Genomic DNA, 18755 nt, shown 5'->3' on the forward strand with positions numbered 1-18755 from the left:
TGAAAAGATTAACGATTGACGATTAACGATTGTTGATTTATGATCGATGACAGATGACGGCTGACGGATGAGGGATGAAGGATGATAGCAAAAAACAAAACATCTGCTCTCCTCTAAATGCCAACTGAAGACTGCCAACTGAAGACTGAAGACTGCGGACTACTTCAACTGCCTCAAATACATATTGATAACATTTTCAATCCCCAGGTACAGACTTTCTGAAATTAAAGCATGTCCAATGGAAACTTCCAATAAATCGGGAATATTCTGTTTGAAAAATTTAATATTATCTAAAGATAAGTCGTGCCCTGCATTAATGCCTAAGCCCAACGCACTGGCCAAAACCGCACAATCAACGTAAGGCTTGATGCCCATTTCGTTGCCTAAGTCATAATCCTTGGCGAAGGCCTCGGTATAAAGTTCGATTCTATCCGTTCCGGTAGCTTTTGCACCTTCAATCTGTTTTAAAACTGGATCCACAAAAATTGAGGTGCGGATTCCATTTTGTTTAAATTCCTTGATGATGTCCACCAAAAAATCTTTATGCTTAATGGTGTCCCAACCTGCATTTGAAGTGATCGCATCTTCCGCATCGGGCACCAACGTGACCTGTGTCGGTTTTATGTCAAGCACCATATCCACAAATTGACGGATAGGATTGCCTTCAATATTAAATTCCGTATAAACTTCTGATTTCAAATCATACACGTCCTGATAACGAATATGTCGTTCATCGGGTCTTGGATGGATCGTCACACCTTGGGCTCCAAACTTCTGCACATCTCTTGCAAATTGCACCACATTTGGAACATCGCCACCTCTTGAATTTCTAAGGGTAGCAATCTTGTTGATATTAACGCTCAACTTTGTCATAGCTTTTGTTTTATTGAGCAAAAATACGAAGTAGATGATGCTTATTGTAGTTATTTTTAATTATTTTGCAGGAACAAACCTGAGAACATGCCGCTAAGAGAGTACATTATCAACGACATCAAGCCACTGAACATTAATGACAAGGTCAGCGATCTTAAAATGATGTTCAATGAATTGACCTATTCCCACATCCCCATTGAGAAGGACAAAGTGTATTTAGGATGCATTTCTGAAACGGACGTGCATTGCTTTGAGGGGGACAAAACTATTTTAGATTGCGCCCATTCCTTAGAAGGCTTTTTTGTGAGAGCAGAAACCAATTGGCTGGATGTTTTAGAAACTTTCGCCCAGCACTCTTGCAATATCATGCCGGTTTTAGATGAAGAGAACAACTATTTAGGCTACTATGAACTCAATGACATCATTGGGATTTTTAATGACACGCCATTCTTCTCAGAACCTGGAGGCACTTTGATTGTTGAAAAAGCTATTGAAGCTTATTCCTTCAGTGAAATCAGTCAAATCGTCGAGTCCAATAGTGCCAAAATATTAGGCGCTTTTATTTCTAAAATGGAAAATGACATGGTGCAAATCACGCTCAAAATTGGCAGTACTGGACTTAATAATGTGATACAGACTTTTAGACGCTATAGCTACAACATCATTTCTGGTCATGAAGAAGATACTTATGTTGAGAATTTAAAAGAACGCTCAGAATACTTGAAAAAATACCTTAATATGTAACGCTATGAAAATTGCAGTTTATAGCCAATATTACAAGGGCAACGAAACTTGTGTCAGCACCCTTCTAAATTATTTAGCCCATAAAAAATCGGAGGTATTTATTGAGGACAGCTTCTATCAGCTTATTGCCGATCAATTGGAGGGGCCAACATTTGAAACCTTTCAAACCTTGGACGATTCGTATGATCTGCTCATAAGCATTGGTGGCGATGGTACAATTTTAAGAGCAATTACTTATGTCAGCAGTCTTTCCATACCAATTATTGGTATTAACACAGGGCGTCTAGGTTTTTTGGCTACGATCCAAAACACTCAAATTGAAAGCGCCATTGACCATATTTTTGCAGGCAACTATAAAATTTCAGAACGCAGCCTATTGTGTGTTGAGACCCACCCAGAAAACAAGGATCTTACACAACTTAATTTCGCACTTAATGAAGTGGCCGTGAGCAGAAAAAACACAACCTCCATGATTACGGTAAAAACACATCTGGACGGCGAGTATTTAACTTCTTATTGGGCAGATGGCTTAATTGTCTCCACCCCTACAGGCTCTACAGGTTATTCTTTAAGTTGCGGCGGCCCCGTCATGTCGCCAAGTGCTAAAAGTTTTGTCATCACACCAATCGCACCTCACAACCTGAGTGCGAGACCCTTGGTTATCCCCGATCATACCGAAATCCAATTAAAAGTAGATGGCCGGGAAGACTTTTATCTCATTTCATTAGACTCAAGAATTGCAACGCTGCACAACAGCACTATCGTAACTGTTAAAAAAGCAGACTTTAAGATAAAGATGATTGAACTTCATAGCGAAAGCTTCATTGATACTTTGCGTAAAAAACTTCTTTGGGGAGAAGATAAACGCAACTAAACAATAAAATCTTTTAAATACTGTTTATCTGTAATACAATTTGTTTCAAATTGTTAAAGGCTAATCTTATTTATTATATTTGCAAACTTTAAAATTTTATGAGGTCTATCATTTTAATAATCTTTAGTGTTTGTTTCGTATCAAACATCCAAGCGCAAATTTACGAAGTCGGTTTTTTCCTTGGCAACAGTAATTTTATTGGGGATGTTGGTAAAACAAATTATATAGCACCTAACAATCCAGCAGGCGGACTCATGCTGAAATGGAATAGAAGTCCGAGACATTCGTATAGAGCCTCCATACTTTTTACAGAACTGGAAGGCAAGGATAACTCTTCAGATGACCCACGAAGACTGGAACGTAATTATGGGTTTAAAAACTCACTTTTAGAATTTTCTGCAGGAATGGAGTTTACCTTTTTGGATTTTAACCTCCATAGTTCAGATCCTCAAATGACACCCTATTTATATACTGGTATTTCGGCTGCGAGACATAAAAATCTCTATTTTGATCCCACACAACCCATACCACCTAATAATGATCCCATTATGCCCCTATCCGAGAATAGTCAAAGTTGGGCTCTCGGTATTCCAATGGTAGTAGGCTTTAAAACAACCGCAGGTCCGGGCCTGGTATTAGCGGCTGAAATTGGCGTTAGATATACCTTCTCCGATAAACTTGACGGTAGTGTTCCTGATTCCAAAAATCTACAGTCTTATAGCTTCGGAAATTTAAACAGCAATGATTGGTATGTTTTTTCTGGAATAACTGTAACTTACACCTTTGGACAAAAACCTTGCTATTGCAATTATTAAGTGGATTTAAAAAAACAAATACATACCGGCAAACTCCCTAACCATTTAGCCATCATCATGGATGGCAACGGCCGTTGGGCAAAAAAACAAGGCCTACTTAGGGTGATTGGTCATGAAAGAGGCACGAAATCCGTACGGGAAGTGGTGGAAGCGAGTGCCGCAATAGGCATCAAGCACCTCACCCTTTATGCGTTTTCTACTGAAAACTGGAACCGTCCAAAAACTGAAGTTCAAACTTTGATGAAGCTTTTGGTTAAATCCCTGAAAAAGGAAATCAAAACCCTTCAAGATAATAACATCAAACTTAACGCTATAGGTTGCCTTAAAGATTTACCTGAAAAAGCTAAAGAAGAGCTTGAAGAAGTCATCGAAAAAACAAAGGACAATAACCGAATGGTTTTAACTTTAGCCTTGAGTTATGGGTCGCGAGAAGAACTCATAAATATGGTTAAGGAAATATCTGATAAAGTTAAAAATAATATAATTTCAATCGATTCTATTGACGAATCCATTATTAATAAGCATCTTTACACGCAAAATTTGCCAGATGTAGACTTGCTCATCCGGACCAGTGGCGAACAAAGAATCAGTAATTTCTTGTTATGGCAAATTGCTTATGCTGAATTATATTTCACCAGTATTTTATGGCCCGATTTTAAAAAGCATGATTTATATACCGCTTTGATAGACTATCAAAATAGAGAACGACGATTTGGAAAAACAAGTGAACAACTTAGCTAATAACACGCTTTTGAAAACAATTACTAATACTCTTTTCAGTGCCTTTTTTCTTTTATTATCCCTTGCTTCAACGGCGCAGGAAAATCCATATAATTCAGGTCAAAATTACACTATAGCAGAAATCGTCGTCACAGGCGATACAAATTTCAGCGAAGCTACAATTATCACGTACTCAGGCTTAAGAAAAGGGGAGGTTATCGCCATCCCTGGAGAGCGTATTAGTGAAGCACTTAAAAAACTTTGGGGATCCAATCTTTTTAGCAACATCGATATTTTCCTTACCAAGACAGAAGGCGACATGGCTTATTTAGAAATCAGCCTTCAAGATTTGCCTGAACTTAATGAGCTGGCCATTAAAGGGGTCAAAAAAGGTAAAAAAGAGGCTATTATTAAGGATAATAAGTTAACCAAAGGTGTAAAAGTCACTGAAAACCTCATAACGACGACCAAAAATTACCTTACCAATAAATATAGAAAAGAAGGTTTTTACAATACCAAAGTTACGGTAACTACCGTTCCTGTGGTGGATTCTATTGAAAAAACTAGGGTTAACATGGTCGTGAACATAGAGAAAAACGACAAAGTAAAAATTAGTCATATAACATTTTCTGGGAATGAAAAACTAAGCGACAAGAAGCTTAGAAAGGCCATGAAAAAAACCAAGCAAAAAAACCCAGTACGCTTCTTAAAACGTTCCAAATACGTAAAAGCGGACTACAAGGAAGACTTGGTTAGTGTTATTAATAAATACAAAGAAAACGGCTATAGAGATGCCCGTATCATTTCTGACTCTATCTATAGTGTCTCTGATGGCATGATTGCCATTGACATTAAAGTTGAAGAAGGTGAAAAATACACCTTTGGTAAAATTGCATTTGTTGGAAATACAAAATTTTCTGATCAATATTTGGCATCAATCTTAGGTATTAAAGAAGGAGACACTTATAATGGTGTCGAATTAAAAAAGAGAATTGCAGACGATTCAAGGCCAGATGCACAGGACATATCGACGCTTTACCAAGATAGCGGCTATTTATTCTCAACCATCAATCCCGTTGAAGTCAGTGCCGAGGGTAATGTTATTGATATGGAAATCCGCATTTCAGAAGGAAAACAAGCCTACTTCAATAACGTATCTGTCGTTGGAAATGATAAAACCAATGACCGCGTTATCTATAGAGAATTACGAACACGACCAGGTCAGCTTTATAGCAAAACGGCGGTAGTAAGAACAGTGAGAGAACTTGGACAATTAGGTTTCTTTGATGCTCAACAATTGAGTCCAAATTTCAAAAATGCTGATCCTAATGAAGGGACTTTGGATATGGAATACTCCGTCGTTGAAAAAGGTTCTAGCCAAATTGAATTACAAGGTGGTTACGGTGGTGGCGGTTTTATTGGAACCCTTGGTCTATCTTTCAACAACTTTGCAATTAAAGATATTTTTAAAGGAGAAGCTTACAAACCTGTACCAACAGGTGATGGTCAAAGTTTAGCTTTACGTTTACAGGCAAGTCGTTTTTATCAAACCTATAGTTTTTCATTTACAGAACCATGGATGGGTGGAAAACGTCCAATCCAGTTCTCAACCTCATTATCACATACCAGACAATTCTTATACAATCCAATGACCAGAGATGCGGACAAAAGTAAGCGTTTCAACATTTCTGGGATTACTGTTGGACTTGCAAAACGTTTAACACAGCCTGATGATTACTTTATGCTATCCCAAGCGGTAAGTTTCCAGCATTATGATTTACAGAATTATAATACGGGTCTCTTTACTTTTGGTAATGGCTATTCTAACAACTTGGCGTACACCATTGGATTGAGCAGAAACAACACCTATACCGATCCTGTTTTCCCAACAGGAGGCTCTAGCTTTGCTGTCACCGCAAAATTCACTCCTCCGTATTCATTGCTGAACAATGTTGACTATACAGCTTTAAAAGAGGAAAGAGCAGCATTGAGACCCAATGATCAAAATGATGATTATGCACGTATGGGAGAAATCGATCAGGAGCGTTACAAATGGTTGGAGTTTTATAAAGTTAAATTCAAAGGCGATTGGTACACCAACGTGGTTGCAAACAAATTAATCCTTAAATCGGCTTTTGAGTTTGGTTTCCTTGGCGCTTACAATCAAGATAGAGGCGTGATTCCTTTTGAGCGTTTCTTTGTTGGAGGAGATGGTTTAGGCAACTATTCATTAGACGGTAGAGAATCGATAGCCTTGAGAGGTTATCCAAACCAATCCTTGTCTTCGCAAGATGGTGGAACGATTTACAATAAATTTTCAGTAGAACTTCGTTACCCAATTACCTTAGGCGCACAAGCAAAAATATTCGCTTTAGGATTTATAGAAGGTGGTAATTCATTTGATAGTTTCAAGAACTACAACCCATTTGATCTCAAACGTTCAGCGGGTGTCGGATTACGTATTTTCATGCCAGCATTTGGATTGTTAGGTATTGACTTCGGTAATGGTTTTGATGCCTTACCTGGACAAACCAAGAAAAATGGTTGGGAAACACACTTTATTATTGGACAGCAATTTTAAGTTTGGCACGGTATTTTCTTATCATCCTTTGACGATTTAATACGAGTGTTAAAATTTTTTAGAATATATTTCGTTAATTTGAAATATATTGCGCTGATCGGACAGAATCGTTAAGTTTATCTGTCATTTTTAGAATTTATAGCGTGACTCATAAATGATAAAATACAAACAGATGAAACATAAAGTTCTTTATTTATTGACAGTCATAAGTCTTTGGAGCTTTACTTCAATCGCACAGCAACAGCGTGGCGTTAGAATAGGTTACATTGACACCGAATATATTTTGCAAAATGTTCCGGAATACCAAGAAGCCTCAGCGCAATTAGAAACTAAAGTCGTGCAATGGAAGACGGAAGTGGATCAGCGATTAGCCGCATTGGATCAAAAAAAAGCACAACTCAACAATGAACGTGTACTTTTGACCAAGGAACTTTACGATGAACGTTACGAGGACCTCAGCTTTGAAGAAAAGGAAATTTTGGACTATCAACAAAATCGTTTCGGGCCAAATGGCGATTTGATGATTCAAAAACAACAGTTGATTCAGCCTATTCAGGATCAGATTTTTGCAGCGGTTCAAGAAATTGCAGACAGCAAACAATATGATTTTATCTTTGACAAATCGGCTGATGTGGTCATGTTATTTGCAGCAGAACGATTTGATGTTAGTGAATTGGTTTTAAGAAGTATCACCAGATCCTCAAAACGAACACAAGCGCAAACCAAATCAGAACGCAGAGCGGCTTCACAAGAAGATGTTGTTCCAGTAATCAACAAAGAATTGGATGCCCGCGAACAAGCTGCAGAAGAAAAAAAGAATGAACGCCTATCAGCTGCTGATGAAAGAAGAGCAGAACAACAAGCGACCAGAGATTCTTTAAAATCTGCCGTCGATGCCCGACGACAAAAAATATTGGACGATCGCGCAAAAGCAAAGGCGGAAAGAGATAACAACAATCCTCAGGATAGTACATCAATTAAGATTGAGGAAAAAGGCAAAACTGCTGTAGATAGTTCTAAAAAGACCCCAGCGCAAATTGCTGAAGAAAAGAAACAACAACAAATTACCGATCGTGAAGAGCGACAAAAAGCACTTAACGAACGCAGAAAGAAAATATTAGAAGATCGCAAAAAAGCAAAGGATGAACGGGAAACTGAAAAAACAAAAAAGGATACCATTCCAGAAAATAATAACTAGAAACAATTAATAATTATAACACGTAATACTATTTTAAAAATGAAACAATTTAAGACCCTTTTATTTGCAGGATTACTTTTTATTGGAGCGACGAGCTTCTCTAATGCACAAAGTAAAATTGCTCATATCAACACGCAAGAGCTTATCAAAGCGATGCCAGCAATGAAAAGTGCTCAATCAGAGTTAGAAAAATTGCAAAAAACCTATGAGACGGAAATTCAAACTATGGCTACTGAACTTCAAAATAAAATGAAGCAATACCAAGCTGAAGTTGAGAGTAAGACTGATGAAGAAAATGCAAAAAGATCTCAAGAAGTTCAAGGTATGCAACAAAGTATTCGTGAGTACCAACAAACTGCTCAACAAGATCTTCAAAAGAAAGAATTTGACTTGTTAAAGCCAATTACAGACAAAGCTGAAGCAGCGATCAAAAAAGTTGCAAAAGCTCAAGGTTTTCAATATGTATTGGATTCTTCTCCAGGTTCAGGTGTAATTTTAGCTGAAGGAACAGACCTTATGGCTCCAGTTAAGAAAGATTTAGGATTCTAGAATTATTTTAGAATAACAGTAAAATTTTATATAGAAAGCCACTTTTAACGAGTGGCTTTTCTATTTTTGTGACAGTTTATTTGAGTACTTATTAAGAAAGGTTAAGTTTTACTAAACTCTTTTAGAACCGATCACAAAACAAGTCTTTTATCTTATGTCTAAAAATGAAATGGTCTTAAATCCATATTAATGAGCATTCAACCGATTGGCATCTTTGATTCTGGCATTGGCGGCACTTCTATTTTTAAGGAGATAAAAGCCTTGCTTCCACATGAACATACCGTCTACCTGGCGGATAGTTTTAATGCGCCCTACGGCAATAAGTCAAAGGAAGAAATCATTGCTTTAAGCATCAAAAACACCGAATTGCTCATAGCAAAAGATTGTAAGCTTATTGTCGTTGCTTGTAATACCGCAACAACCAACGCCATCAAAACTTTAAGAGATACTTATGACCTTCCGTTTATAGGAATCGAACCTGCCATTAAACCAGCCGCATTAAGCACGCAAACCAAGTCCATTGGCATTTTGGCTACCAAAGGCACACTCACAAGTGAATTATTTCATAAAACCACGGATTTATATAGCCATGGAATCCAAGTTATCGAACAGGTTGGCGAAGGTATAGTGACACTCATTGAAGATGGTAGAACGAATAGCGAAGAGATGAAAATCTTATTGCAAACCTACCTCAAACCGATGCTTGATGCGAATATTGATTACTTGGTTTTAGGCTGCACACACTACCCTTATCTTATCCCACTCCTATTGGATATGCTCCCAAACCATGTCAAAATCATTGATTCTGGCGAAGCAGTCGCCCGACAAACCAAATCAGTTTTAGAACTGCATCAATTATTGAATAAACAAACCTCAACTGCGATCAATCAATTTTACACGAATGGGAATGTCGATGTTTTGAAAGACATTTTAGATGAAAACTATAACGTTGATTATTTGAGATTTTAATCATTTCCTCATAATCTCGTGGCTCTCGGAAAAAAGATTGATGTTAACGGTTGCTGAGCCTGTCCAAGCACTTTATTCTTCTTTAAACCAGCCTGAATACATCACATAATTTTCCGCAATGCGATGGATTTCCCCTGAAATCAATTCCTGGCTGATATCCTTTACTTTTTTCGCTGGGATACCGGCGTAAATGCTTCCAGATTGAACTCTTGTGTTTTTGGTGACCACAGCACCTGCGGCAATAATACTATTACTTTCCACCACACAATCGTCCATCACGATACTGCCCATCCCAATCAACACATTGTCGTGAATAGTACAGCCATGCACAATCGCATTATGCCCAATAGAAACGTTATTCCCAATAGTTGTCGGCGAGGTTAAATAGGTGGCGTGAATGACAGCACCATCCTGGATATTAACCTTGTTCCCCATTTTGATATAATTCACATCGCCTCTAATCACGGCGTTAAACCAAATGCTGCATTGTGTGCCGATGGTAACTTCCCCAACGATGGTAGCATTTTCTGCGATATAGCAGTCGTCTGCTATTTGTGGATATTTTCCCTTTACTGATTTTATGATTGGCATTTGTTGCAGTTTCTAGTTTAAGGTTTCTTGTTTCAAGGTAAAAACCGATATATTTAACAAAAATAGACATTTAAAATTGAGATTATCTTCAATCAGTTAATGATTTCAGGTCTTCACAGAAGTAAGGTTTCTTGTTGGTATTCAAATAAATCTTGGGGTAATTATCATCGCAGCAACAAAATAAGTTGCCAACGTCTTGGAAAACGCCATGCTCAATGCTATTAACGAAGACAAAGAGAAACGAACTACTTGAGATTGAGGTTTCATGCACTCAAAGATTATTTTATAGATTCCACCAAAAAAGCTTCGATGCGCTATTGAGGTCTTTTTGTTTTAGTTAATGGCCGGACAAACACAATCAAAGTGCATTTTCCTACATTTAAAATTATAACCAAGCGTCAATTGATGGAAGCCGCCATTATTAAAAACTACCGAGTTAGCTTGATAAGAATACGTATAGGCAAAGACAAGGTTTTTATAATCAACACCCACAAACGGTGTGAAATATTGCAGTTTTTGACTGCTTACGCCAGCATTATTTGCAAATTCAGCGCCATCCAAACTTCTTCTATAGGAGATACCACCCCATAATTTCCCAAAGTCCATATCTTTATAAACCTTTCCATTGATATCAATAGAAGATTCCTTGGTACCGTCGCGGTATAAAAACAAAAGTGAAGGTTCATAGCTCCACTCACTGCCGAATTTCCTAAAAACATTTCCGGCACTAAAGAGGAAGGTTCTTAAGTTATCAAACTTAAAAATACCGTTGGCATTGGCATTGACGCCATCATTATTCAACACATTTTTAACTGTCGCATGCGCGTAAAAATTAATTAGATGGTAAGAGAATCCGAAATCGATATTGAAATTTGTAGCACTTTGCTGCACGCCTGAAATCAAAGGATCATAGCCCTCATAAACAAAAGTCGTTTCATCTAATTTATACTGAATGGCGCCGGCACTAATTCCGAAAGACAACATATTCAAATCGATCTCATTACGTGAAAACATTATGTGATGGGCATAGGTAAGATAAGCTCCTGTTTGAGAATGGTATCCGTTTTTATCATTATATACAATGGCTCCCACCGCAGACGGGGAATCGCCAATACGGCTATTAATACTAAAGGTTTGCAATGCCGGCGCATTATCCTGACCAAACCATTGCTTACGTGCCGTTAATCTTAACTTGGCACAATTTGCCACGCCCGCCATTGAAGGGTGAATCAAATAATAATTATCCGTTAAGTAATCAGAGTAAATCGGCAATCCTTCTTGAGCTTCGCTAAACTGTGCAATCACAACGGTAAATGCTACTATACAAAACTTTTTAAATGTCATACTCTTTTGTCTTTTCAATGGAATCTGGGCTTCCCGATTTGTTTGAGCAGCTTTATAAATCTTTCAAATATATAAATTTTTTAAGCGCCTTCATGGAAATAGCTTCACAATGTTCTGTGAATCCCTGTCTGTATTTCTACTAACTATGAAGTCTTTATGGCGGTTTAGGATACTTTTATATGGTCATGAAATGTTAGTTCTTAATGCACCTAAAAGCATGGTTCTTCCCAATTTTATATCCAAACCATATACCTAAGACAATTAAAAACCTATGATGATAACATGATCATAAAAAAGTGTTCCACTCTTTAATTACCATATTGAACTATTCATTGATCGCCATATAAATGCCTTAAAATTATTGCTTTCCAACCAAGTTCACGTGATTAACATCCCGCTTGAAAAAGTCTTTTTTACTCTTTTGTTTTCTTATTTTTGCATAAAGAAAAGAACCTATGGAAAAGATCACAATTACAATACTTGCCACGAGCAATCCAGCTATATTAAAGTTTCAGGCGGACCAGTTTTTAACGAATCACGAAAGCTTTGAATTTCATAATATTGATGAAGCCAAAGCCTCGCCTTTGGCACAGCAGTTATTTTATCTACCGTTTATAAAAAAAGTATATATCTCTGGAAATTTCATCGCCTTAGAACGTTATGATATTGTTGAATGGGAAGATGTACAAGATGTGGTTGCCGAACAAATTGAAGACTATATCAACGACGGAAATCTGGTGGTTACCGAAAATAAAGTCGTTAAGAAAGTACCTTCTACAGTTTATGCTGAAAGCACCCCGAATCCGTCAGTATTAAAATTTGTAGCCAATAAGAAATTAGTCGCTACCACTTATGAGTTCGTTTCTGTTGAAGACGCTAAATACTCGCCGTTGGCTTCAGAATTGTTCCATTTGCCGTTTGTTAAAAGTGTGTTTCTTGATGAGAACTTTATCTCCATTACAAAACATGACGTGGCAGATTGGAGTGAGATCACGACGCCATTAAGAGAGTTTCTCCAGAATTTCATTGACAGTGAAAAAGACATAATTCTGGCGGATGCTCCAAAAGCACTTAAAAAGACTGAAAGTCATATGGAGGCGAAATTTGAAAATTACGATGACGTCTCAAAAGAAATCATCAGTATTCTTGAAGAATATGTAAAACCTGCGGTGGCCAGCGACGGCGGGAATATTGAGTTCAGATCTTATGACCCAGAAACCAAAGAAGTGAAGGTCGTTTTGCAAGGTGCTTGTAGCGGCTGTCCGTCATCAACCTATACTTTGAAGAATGGTATTGAGAATATGCTTAAGGAAATGCTTAAGGGTAAAGTACTTATAGTAGAAGCCATAAATGGTTAATTTTTAATTTTTTATTCCTACCTTTAAAGGTATTAGTAAATTATTAATTTAAAAAACCGATAAATATGGCAGTATTAAAAGTTATTGAAATATTAGCAAACTCAGATAAAAGCTGGGAAGACGCTGCAAGACAGGCAGTAAAACACGCTTCAGAAACGGTTAAAAACATTAAGTCTGTTTATGTAAAAGATCAGAGTGCGACCGTTAAAAACGGCGAAATCGCACAATTCAGGGTTACTCTGAAAGTAACCTTCGAAGTCCACTAAATTATAGAATAGCGCTTTAACAAGCGCTATTTTTCAACTATGACTTTCCTAACTCTAGTTCTCGTAAGCTTTGTTGCTCTTAGCCACTTTTATTTTCTAATTTTAGAAATGTTTTTATGGACAACGCCCAAAGGCATCAAAACGTTTGGACTTAAATCAAAAGTATTTGCTGAAGACACCAAAGTATTAGCTGCCAATCAAGGCTTATATAATGGTTTTTTGGCAGCTGGCTTAGTGTTATCAATGATTATGAAGGCCCACCCATTTATAGCTTTCTTTTTAATTTGTGTTATTGTTGCTGGTCTCTATGGCACCTTTTCAACCAAAAAAATCAAACTTTTCTATATACAATCGGTTCCTGCACTTATTGCTTTAGCTTCCTTAATGTTTTCTTAAAACCGTCTTCATATTACCTAGTCCTCATGATTATCAATAACTTTGTAAATAAGCAAAAAACATAAATTGATATATGGAATTACAACAATGGACTGACAGGGGTTACGAACTAATTATGGTATTTGGGCCAAAAATTTTGGCGGCAATTATAATATGGATTGTAGGCTCATGGGTTATAAAACTACTTTTAAAGGGTGTCAGAAAAACAATGGAAAGAGGCCGTTATGACCTCAGCCTTAAAAAATTCCTGCTCAATCTTCTTAACTGGGTACTCAAAGTTGTTCTTGTTGTAGTGGTTCTTAATACAGTTGGCATTGGAGGCGCCTCCTTCGCAGCCATTTTAGCTGCTGCAGGTTTAGCTGTTGGATTGGCGCTACAAGGCTCCTTGGCGAATTTTGCGGGCGGTGTCCTGCTTATGATATTTAAACCTATTAAAGTGGGCGATTATATTGAGGCCCAAGGTCAAGCAGGTTCTGTAAAGGAAATTCAAATATTTACAACCAAGTTAACATCTTCTGATAACAAAGAAATTATTATCCCTAACGGAAAATTGTCCAATGACAATATCGTGAATTATTCGGCGATGGAATTACGCCGTGTAGATATGGTTTTTGGCGTAGGTTACGATTCTGACATTAAAAAGGTTCGAGATTTGTTGTTGACGGAACTCACCTCACATCCTTTGGTATTGAAAGAACCGGCACCGTTGGTTAGACTGGCCAAACTGAATGATAGTTCTTTGGATTTCAATGTCCGACCTTGGGTTAAAAACGCAAATTATTGGGCTGTTTATTATGACATTCTGGAAAGCACCAAACAAGCATTAGATGCTGCTGGTATTGACATTCCTTATCCACATCAAGTGGAAATCCATAAAGAAGGCTAAGCTTTTGGTTTAGTTCCGATAAAATCCTTTAAATAAAAAGGTTCAAAATAAGCGACATCTTCCAGGACGCTTATTTTGTATTTATCCTCTGCTAATTTGCCTATTTCGTTTGCCGATGGCAATTTGTTTTCCACAAATACGGCATTAGGGTGCGTTATGATTTGCTTTGTTTTTTCAACGCCATTGCCAATAAAATAGACTTTGCCTGCTTCAAGAAACTCCTTAAAGCTATGTTCATCTAATATTTGAGCTTCAATAGCCCTAACCTGCTTATAATCCTTATCGTACACCGATGCATAAACTTCCAGACGCCGTGCATCAAGCATAGGCACAATACATCCAGAATCGATAGTTAACTGATGTGCCAATGCCTCTAAAGTATCTACAGAAATCAATGGCTTATTCAAGGCAAAACACAAGCCCTTTGCGGCAGAAACGCCAATGCGCAAACCCGTATATGATCCAGGACCTTTGCTTACGGCTATTGCGTCAATATCCTGAGGTTTCAAATTGGCTTCTTTAAAAACTGCATCGATAAATAGATGCAGGGATTCGGCATGTGAATAATTGGAATTGTAATCTTCCTTTAAAACCAAAGTCTCTCCTTCTTTAGAAAGAGAGACGGAACAATTGGTTGTTGCGGTTTCAATATTAAGTATATAGGCCACTTTTGAATATTTTTAAGAGCTATTTCTTTTTAGCTTCCTCAGCTTTTTTTACTTCTATCTTATCTCCTGGATTCAATGTTTTGGAGACGACATTGTAAGGACCTGTGATGATCACATCCCCTGCTTTTAAACCAGACAATATTTCGATATTGGTGTCATCTTGAATCCCAGTTTTTACCACTCTCAATTTGGCTTCATCATTGTTTTTGACAAATACACACTCAAACTTTTCTTCATTTTGAACTTTTTGAGGCGTTTCTTCTTTGCCAATATCTTTTTTATCGTAAGATTTTTTAACTGAAGACGTATCAGTTTTGATCACAATGGCACTTATCGGAACACTCACAACATCTTTTCGTTTATTGGTAATGATGTCCACAGTTGCGGTCATCCCAGGACGGAATGGGGAATAATTTTCGCCCTTGCCTTCCATCAAATCTTGATAAGACTCTTTAAGAATACTCACTTTTACCTTAAAGTTGGTAACCTGATCGGCCGTCAGCGCACTCGCCGCCGAATTGGCAATCGCGGTCACTACGCCCTTAAATTCCTTTTTAAGATAGGCATCCACTTCAACAATGGCAGCATCTCCAATATGAACTTTGACAATATCGTTTTCATTGACATCAATTTCAACTTCCATATTGTTCAAATTGGCCACTCTCAAAATTTCAGTACCAGCCATTTGTTGGGTTCCAACCACGCGCTCTCCAAGTTCCACATCTAATTTAGAAATGGTACCGCTCATCGGTGCGTAAATGGTGGTTCTGTTTAAATTATCTTTAGCTTCATTTACCGAAGCTCCAGCACTCTGTACGTTGTAGTAAGCCGACTGTTGACTTGCCTTTGCAATTTCATATCCAGAAACCGCTTTATCCCATTCTGATTTTGAAATAATTCCTTTTTCAAAAAGCTGCTTGTTACGATCATAGCTTAATTTAGCTTCTCTTAAGGAAGCTTCTGCCTGTTCCAAACCTGCCTTTATATTTTGATACGTTGCTTGACTTCTGTTTACTGCCGATTGAATAAGGTCAGGATTGACTCTTACCAACAAATCTCCTTTATTAACCTGTTGCCCTTCCTTAAACGGCAATTCAATAATTTCTCCGGAGACTTCACTCGAAATTTTCACTTCGACTTCTGGTTGAATTTTTCCAGTCGCAGAAACTTTTTCAACAATATCCATCAACATCACTTTCTGGGTTTCAACCTCCTTAAAGTTACCTGTTTTCCCAAACCAGCCCGCTTTTTTCCCTACAAGGAGTACCAAGATTAGGACGACTATGGTTGATATTAGGATAATTAGTGTTTTTTTTCTCATGTTGGTTCATTAATTAAAATTGGTGATAGGAATTCCAAAATAAAACTCCAATACTTTAAGTTTAAAGATATAATCATATTTAGCGCGAAGTACGTCACTTTGTGCAGATTCAAACTGATTTTGAGATTGACTAAAATCAAATGCATTTAAAAGGCCAACATTATAACGCTCTTTGGAATAGTTAAAAGCTTCCTGTCTTGCTGCCAGCGTTTTTTGGGACGCCTGGTATGCTTTTAAAGCTCCTTTTGCATCATTATAAGCTTGATAAACGGCGGTTTCCAAATCGAGGTTGGCTTGTTCCAATTGAAGTTTTGAACGCTCAAGATTAACTTTATTTCTACCCACATTATTACTTGCGGCCCAACCATTGAAGATTGGAATATTCAATTGCAATCCAAAATTATGTCTTTTATTATCTGACATTTGCATGCTAAAATCTGGTGTTGGAAACAATTCTGATGTAAAATAATTCGAACTAAAACTATAAAAGCCAGCGATCGTCGGCTGTAATGCACCCTTTGCTATTTTTACATCATATGCCGCCAATTCTGAATTAGCTTCAGCAATTTTTATTTCATAACGCGTTTCTTTAGCGGTCGCTATAATAGCATTTGGAGATTGTTTCAATATATCTGGTTCAGGCGCTATATAATCGATATCAGCGGTATCAAAGTTTTGATAATCTTCAATTAAAAGAATTTGTGCCAAAGTGATTTTTGAAAGTTGAATGGCATTTTCGGCATTCACTATTTGTTGCTCTTGGGAAGCAAGGGTAGCTTGAACCTCCAACAAATCCCCTTTAGGCAAAGAACCAGCATCTACAAGATCTTGGGTGCGGTTTAACTGTTGTTCACTGATAGCTTGCTGAGCTTCTAATACTTTTAAACTTTCCTTATTGAACAATATCTGTAAAAAAGAATTGGCAACCAAAAGAGAAATATCATCCTTCATTTTGTCCAATTGATATTGCCTTGCTACAATTTCTAAATTGGAACGATAGAGTTGGTTCAAATTTCTTAATCCATCATATAAAGTAATATTAGAACTGATGCCTCCGGATAAGGTTTTTGAAGTGGCCGTAACGGCACTAAATGTAATAGGATCTTGGGAAAGTCCAATGTTCCAACCGTAGGACGTAGATGCACTTAATGACGGCAAAAAATTACCGATGGCATCTTTTTTACCAATTTGTGCAACTTTGATATCTAACTCCGATTGTTTAACCGAAATATTGTTTTCTAAAGCATAGGCCACACATTCGCTCAGCGTCCATTTCTTTACTTGTGCTTGTGAGGTTAATGCTAGAAAGGCGAAAATTATAAGGATTGGTTTTTTCATAATTAAAATATAAGTCTATGAATCATTTGAAGTGTTACACTTAAAATAAATTATTTCTTTTTAGCATAGTCTGGAATGCCTTGTACCTGATTCCAAACTTTTATTTTATCTGATTTATTAATACCGCCTTTCACTTGAACAAAAATCCCATCACTGATTCCCAACTGCACATCGCGACGTTCAAATTTTTGATCGCCGACCATCACTTCAACAAAAGGCTTCTGGGTTTGCGGATCAAATTGTACCAAAGCTTCCTTAATGGCCAATACGTTTTCTGCTTTATCCAAAATGATGGACGCATTCGCACTTAATCCCGCTCTGATAAATGTAGAATCAATAGATTTCAGGGTTCCTTTAATGGCAAATTGAATCGCACCATTTTCTGCAACACCTTTTGGTGCGATATAATCCAATACGGCATCAAATTTTTTATCTTCAATGGCACCAATGGTAATTTCAAGCGGCAGACCTTCTTTGATTTTGCCCACTTCACTTTCATCAACCTTCCCTTCAAAAATCATTTTTTTAACATCGGCCAAAGAAGCAATGGAAGTTCCTTCATTAAAGTTATTGGCTTCAATGACCTGGTTTCCTGCCTTTACCGGAACGTCCAACACCATTCCTGAAACCGTAGCTCTTACTTGTGTCTGTGCAATATTTCCCAAGCCACTCGTCGTACCTGTTTTGACGATATCATAATTTTGACGTGAAGAAGCCAAGCTTATTTCAGCCTGTTCAACGCTTTGCTTGGTTTGCAAATAGGTGTTTTTGATGGTTTCAAATTCGTTGGAAGAAATCACCCCTTTCTCAAATAAGGCTTTTTGACGGTCGTAATTGGTTTGTTGCGTTTGCAAATTAATTTTCGCGGTTTGCAACGCCGTCTGACTTGAAGAAATTGAACTTTGAGCACTCGCTAAGGAAGACACATTAGGAATGACGCGAATTTGAGCAATAAGATCTCCTGATTTGATATATTCTCCTGCCAAAATAAACACTTCTTCAATGACCCCCGAAATATTAGATTTAATCAGCACTTCATCTTTTGGAACGATATTTCCCGTGGCTACTGTTTTCACAACAATCGTTTGTTCAATTGGAGTTTCGGTGGTGTAAACAACAGGATCTTGCTGATTTTTTTGATACAAATAAATTAAGGCGATTGCAAACATTGCAACGATAAGTCCTAGGATAATGACTGTTTTTGTTCTTTTCATTTGGTGGTTGTTATTGTTTTTTAATGGTCAAATGTTTACACCTTAACAAT

19 protein-coding genes are annotated in these 18755 nt (G+C 37.4%); 12 read left to right on the forward strand and 7 right to left on the reverse strand.

The features are described 5' to 3' along the window. Positions 1-159: 159 nt before the first annotated feature. Complete coding sequence (locus tag ACOH2D_RS07745) at positions 160-873, reverse strand: pyridoxine 5'-phosphate synthase (RefSeq protein WP_449534886.1); 714 nt, start codon at positions 871-873, stop codon at positions 160-162. An 87-nt stretch (positions 874-960) separates the two neighbouring features. Between ACOH2D_RS07745 and ACOH2D_RS07750 the strand changes: the two genes are divergently transcribed. The 8 genes from ACOH2D_RS07750 (at position 961) to murI (ending at position 9323) form a co-directional block, all read left to right on the forward strand. Continuing rightward, complete coding sequence (locus ACOH2D_RS07750; RefSeq protein ID WP_348034762.1) at positions 961-1617, forward strand: CBS domain-containing protein; 657 nt, start codon at positions 961-963, stop codon at positions 1615-1617. A gap of 4 nt (positions 1618-1621) precedes the next feature. Beyond that, positions 1622-2491, forward strand: a complete 870-nt coding sequence (locus ACOH2D_RS07755; protein WP_348034761.1) for an NAD kinase — start codon at positions 1622-1624, stop codon at positions 2489-2491. 98 nt (positions 2492-2589) lie between these two features. Then, positions 2590-3306 carry a type IX secretion system protein PorG gene (gene porG, locus ACOH2D_RS07760; protein ID WP_449534887.1) on the forward strand — a complete coding sequence of 239 codons (717 nt, stop codon included), beginning with the start codon at positions 2590-2592 and terminating at the stop codon, positions 3304-3306. A gap of 57 nt (positions 3307-3363) precedes the next feature. Beyond that, a complete protein-coding gene (uppS, locus tag ACOH2D_RS07765) occupies positions 3364-4047 on the forward strand; it encodes an undecaprenyl pyrophosphate synthase (protein ID WP_449534896.1) in 684 nt (227 codons plus the stop codon). Next, complete coding sequence (locus ACOH2D_RS07770) at positions 4019-6607, forward strand: BamA/OMP85 family outer membrane protein (RefSeq protein WP_348034758.1); 2589 nt, start codon at positions 4019-4021, stop codon at positions 6605-6607. Before uppS ends, ACOH2D_RS07770 begins: the two co-directional genes overlap by 29 nt. Before the next feature lie 172 nt (positions 6608-6779). Beyond that, positions 6780-7805 (forward strand): OmpH/Skp family outer membrane protein, encoded by a 1026-nt coding sequence (locus tag ACOH2D_RS07775; protein WP_449534888.1) that lies wholly within the window; start codon positions 6780-6782, stop codon positions 7803-7805. A gap of 39 nt (positions 7806-7844) precedes the next feature. Next, a complete protein-coding gene (locus ACOH2D_RS07780; protein WP_348034756.1) occupies positions 7845-8354 on the forward strand; it encodes an OmpH/Skp family outer membrane protein in 510 nt (169 codons plus the stop codon). Positions 8355-8543: 189 nt separating this feature from the next. Next, positions 8544-9323, forward strand: coding sequence for a glutamate racemase (gene murI, locus ACOH2D_RS07785; protein WP_449534889.1), 780 nt, complete (start codon positions 8544-8546; stop codon positions 9321-9323). Positions 9324-9395: 72 nt separating this feature from the next. Here the strand turns inward: murI and ACOH2D_RS07790 are convergent, their stop codons facing one another. Both ACOH2D_RS07790 and ACOH2D_RS07795 read right to left on the reverse strand, forming a co-directional pair. Beyond that, the gene (locus ACOH2D_RS07790) at positions 9396-9914 is read right to left on the reverse strand and encodes a gamma carbonic anhydrase family protein (RefSeq protein ID WP_348034754.1); all 519 of its coding nucleotides are present in this window, start codon (positions 9912-9914) and stop codon (positions 9396-9398) included. A gap of 333 nt (positions 9915-10247) precedes the next feature. Beyond that, positions 10248-11258 (reverse strand): PorP/SprF family type IX secretion system membrane protein, encoded by a 1011-nt coding sequence (locus ACOH2D_RS07795; protein ID WP_449534890.1) that lies wholly within the window; start codon positions 11256-11258, stop codon positions 10248-10250. A 455-nt stretch (positions 11259-11713) separates the two neighbouring features. On the opposite strand from ACOH2D_RS07795, the gene ACOH2D_RS07800 reads away from it, so the two are divergent. The 4 genes from ACOH2D_RS07800 to ACOH2D_RS07815 all read left to right on the forward strand — a co-directional run bounded on the left by ACOH2D_RS07800 (position 11714) and on the right by ACOH2D_RS07815 (position 14164). Beyond that, on the forward strand, positions 11714-12616 hold the full coding sequence (locus tag ACOH2D_RS07800) for a NifU family protein (RefSeq protein WP_449534891.1): 903 nt from the start codon (positions 11714-11716) through the stop codon (positions 12614-12616). 65 nt (positions 12617-12681) lie between these two features. Then, positions 12682-12882 (forward strand): dodecin family protein, encoded by a 201-nt coding sequence (locus tag ACOH2D_RS07805; protein ID WP_348034751.1) that lies wholly within the window; start codon positions 12682-12684, stop codon positions 12880-12882. 39 nt (positions 12883-12921) lie between these two features. Beyond that, the gene (locus tag ACOH2D_RS07810) at positions 12922-13278 is read left to right on the forward strand and encodes a DUF1304 domain-containing protein (protein WP_449534892.1); all 357 of its coding nucleotides are present in this window, start codon (positions 12922-12924) and stop codon (positions 13276-13278) included. Between the two features lie 73 nt (positions 13279-13351). Further along, on the forward strand, positions 13352-14164 hold the full coding sequence (locus tag ACOH2D_RS07815) for a mechanosensitive ion channel domain-containing protein (protein ID WP_449534893.1): 813 nt from the start codon (positions 13352-13354) through the stop codon (positions 14162-14164). Here the strand turns inward: ACOH2D_RS07815 and tsaB are convergent. From tsaB to ACOH2D_RS07835, 4 genes are read right to left on the reverse strand one after another with little or no spacing between them, the layout of a single operon-like run. Next, positions 14161-14832 carry a tRNA (adenosine(37)-N6)-threonylcarbamoyltransferase complex dimerization subunit type 1 TsaB gene (tsaB, locus tag ACOH2D_RS07820; protein ID WP_449534894.1) on the reverse strand — a complete coding sequence of 224 codons (672 nt, stop codon included), beginning with the start codon at positions 14830-14832 and terminating at the stop codon, positions 14161-14163. The two genes, ACOH2D_RS07815 and tsaB, sit on opposite strands and share 4 nt — an antisense overlap. A 19-nt stretch (positions 14833-14851) precedes the next feature. Next, a complete protein-coding gene (locus tag ACOH2D_RS07825; protein ID WP_348034747.1) occupies positions 14852-16153 on the reverse strand; it encodes an efflux RND transporter periplasmic adaptor subunit in 1302 nt (433 codons plus the stop codon). Positions 16154-16162: 9 nt separating this feature from the next. Continuing rightward, positions 16163-17491 (reverse strand): TolC family protein, encoded by a 1329-nt coding sequence (locus tag ACOH2D_RS07830; protein WP_449534895.1) that lies wholly within the window; start codon positions 17489-17491, stop codon positions 16163-16165. 50 nt (positions 17492-17541) lie between these two features. Further along, positions 17542-18705 carry an efflux RND transporter periplasmic adaptor subunit gene (locus ACOH2D_RS07835; protein WP_348034745.1) on the reverse strand — a complete coding sequence of 388 codons (1164 nt, stop codon included), beginning with the start codon at positions 18703-18705 and terminating at the stop codon, positions 17542-17544. Positions 18706-18755 lie beyond the last annotated feature (50 nt).

The organism is Gelidibacter sp., from assembly GCF_053579655.1.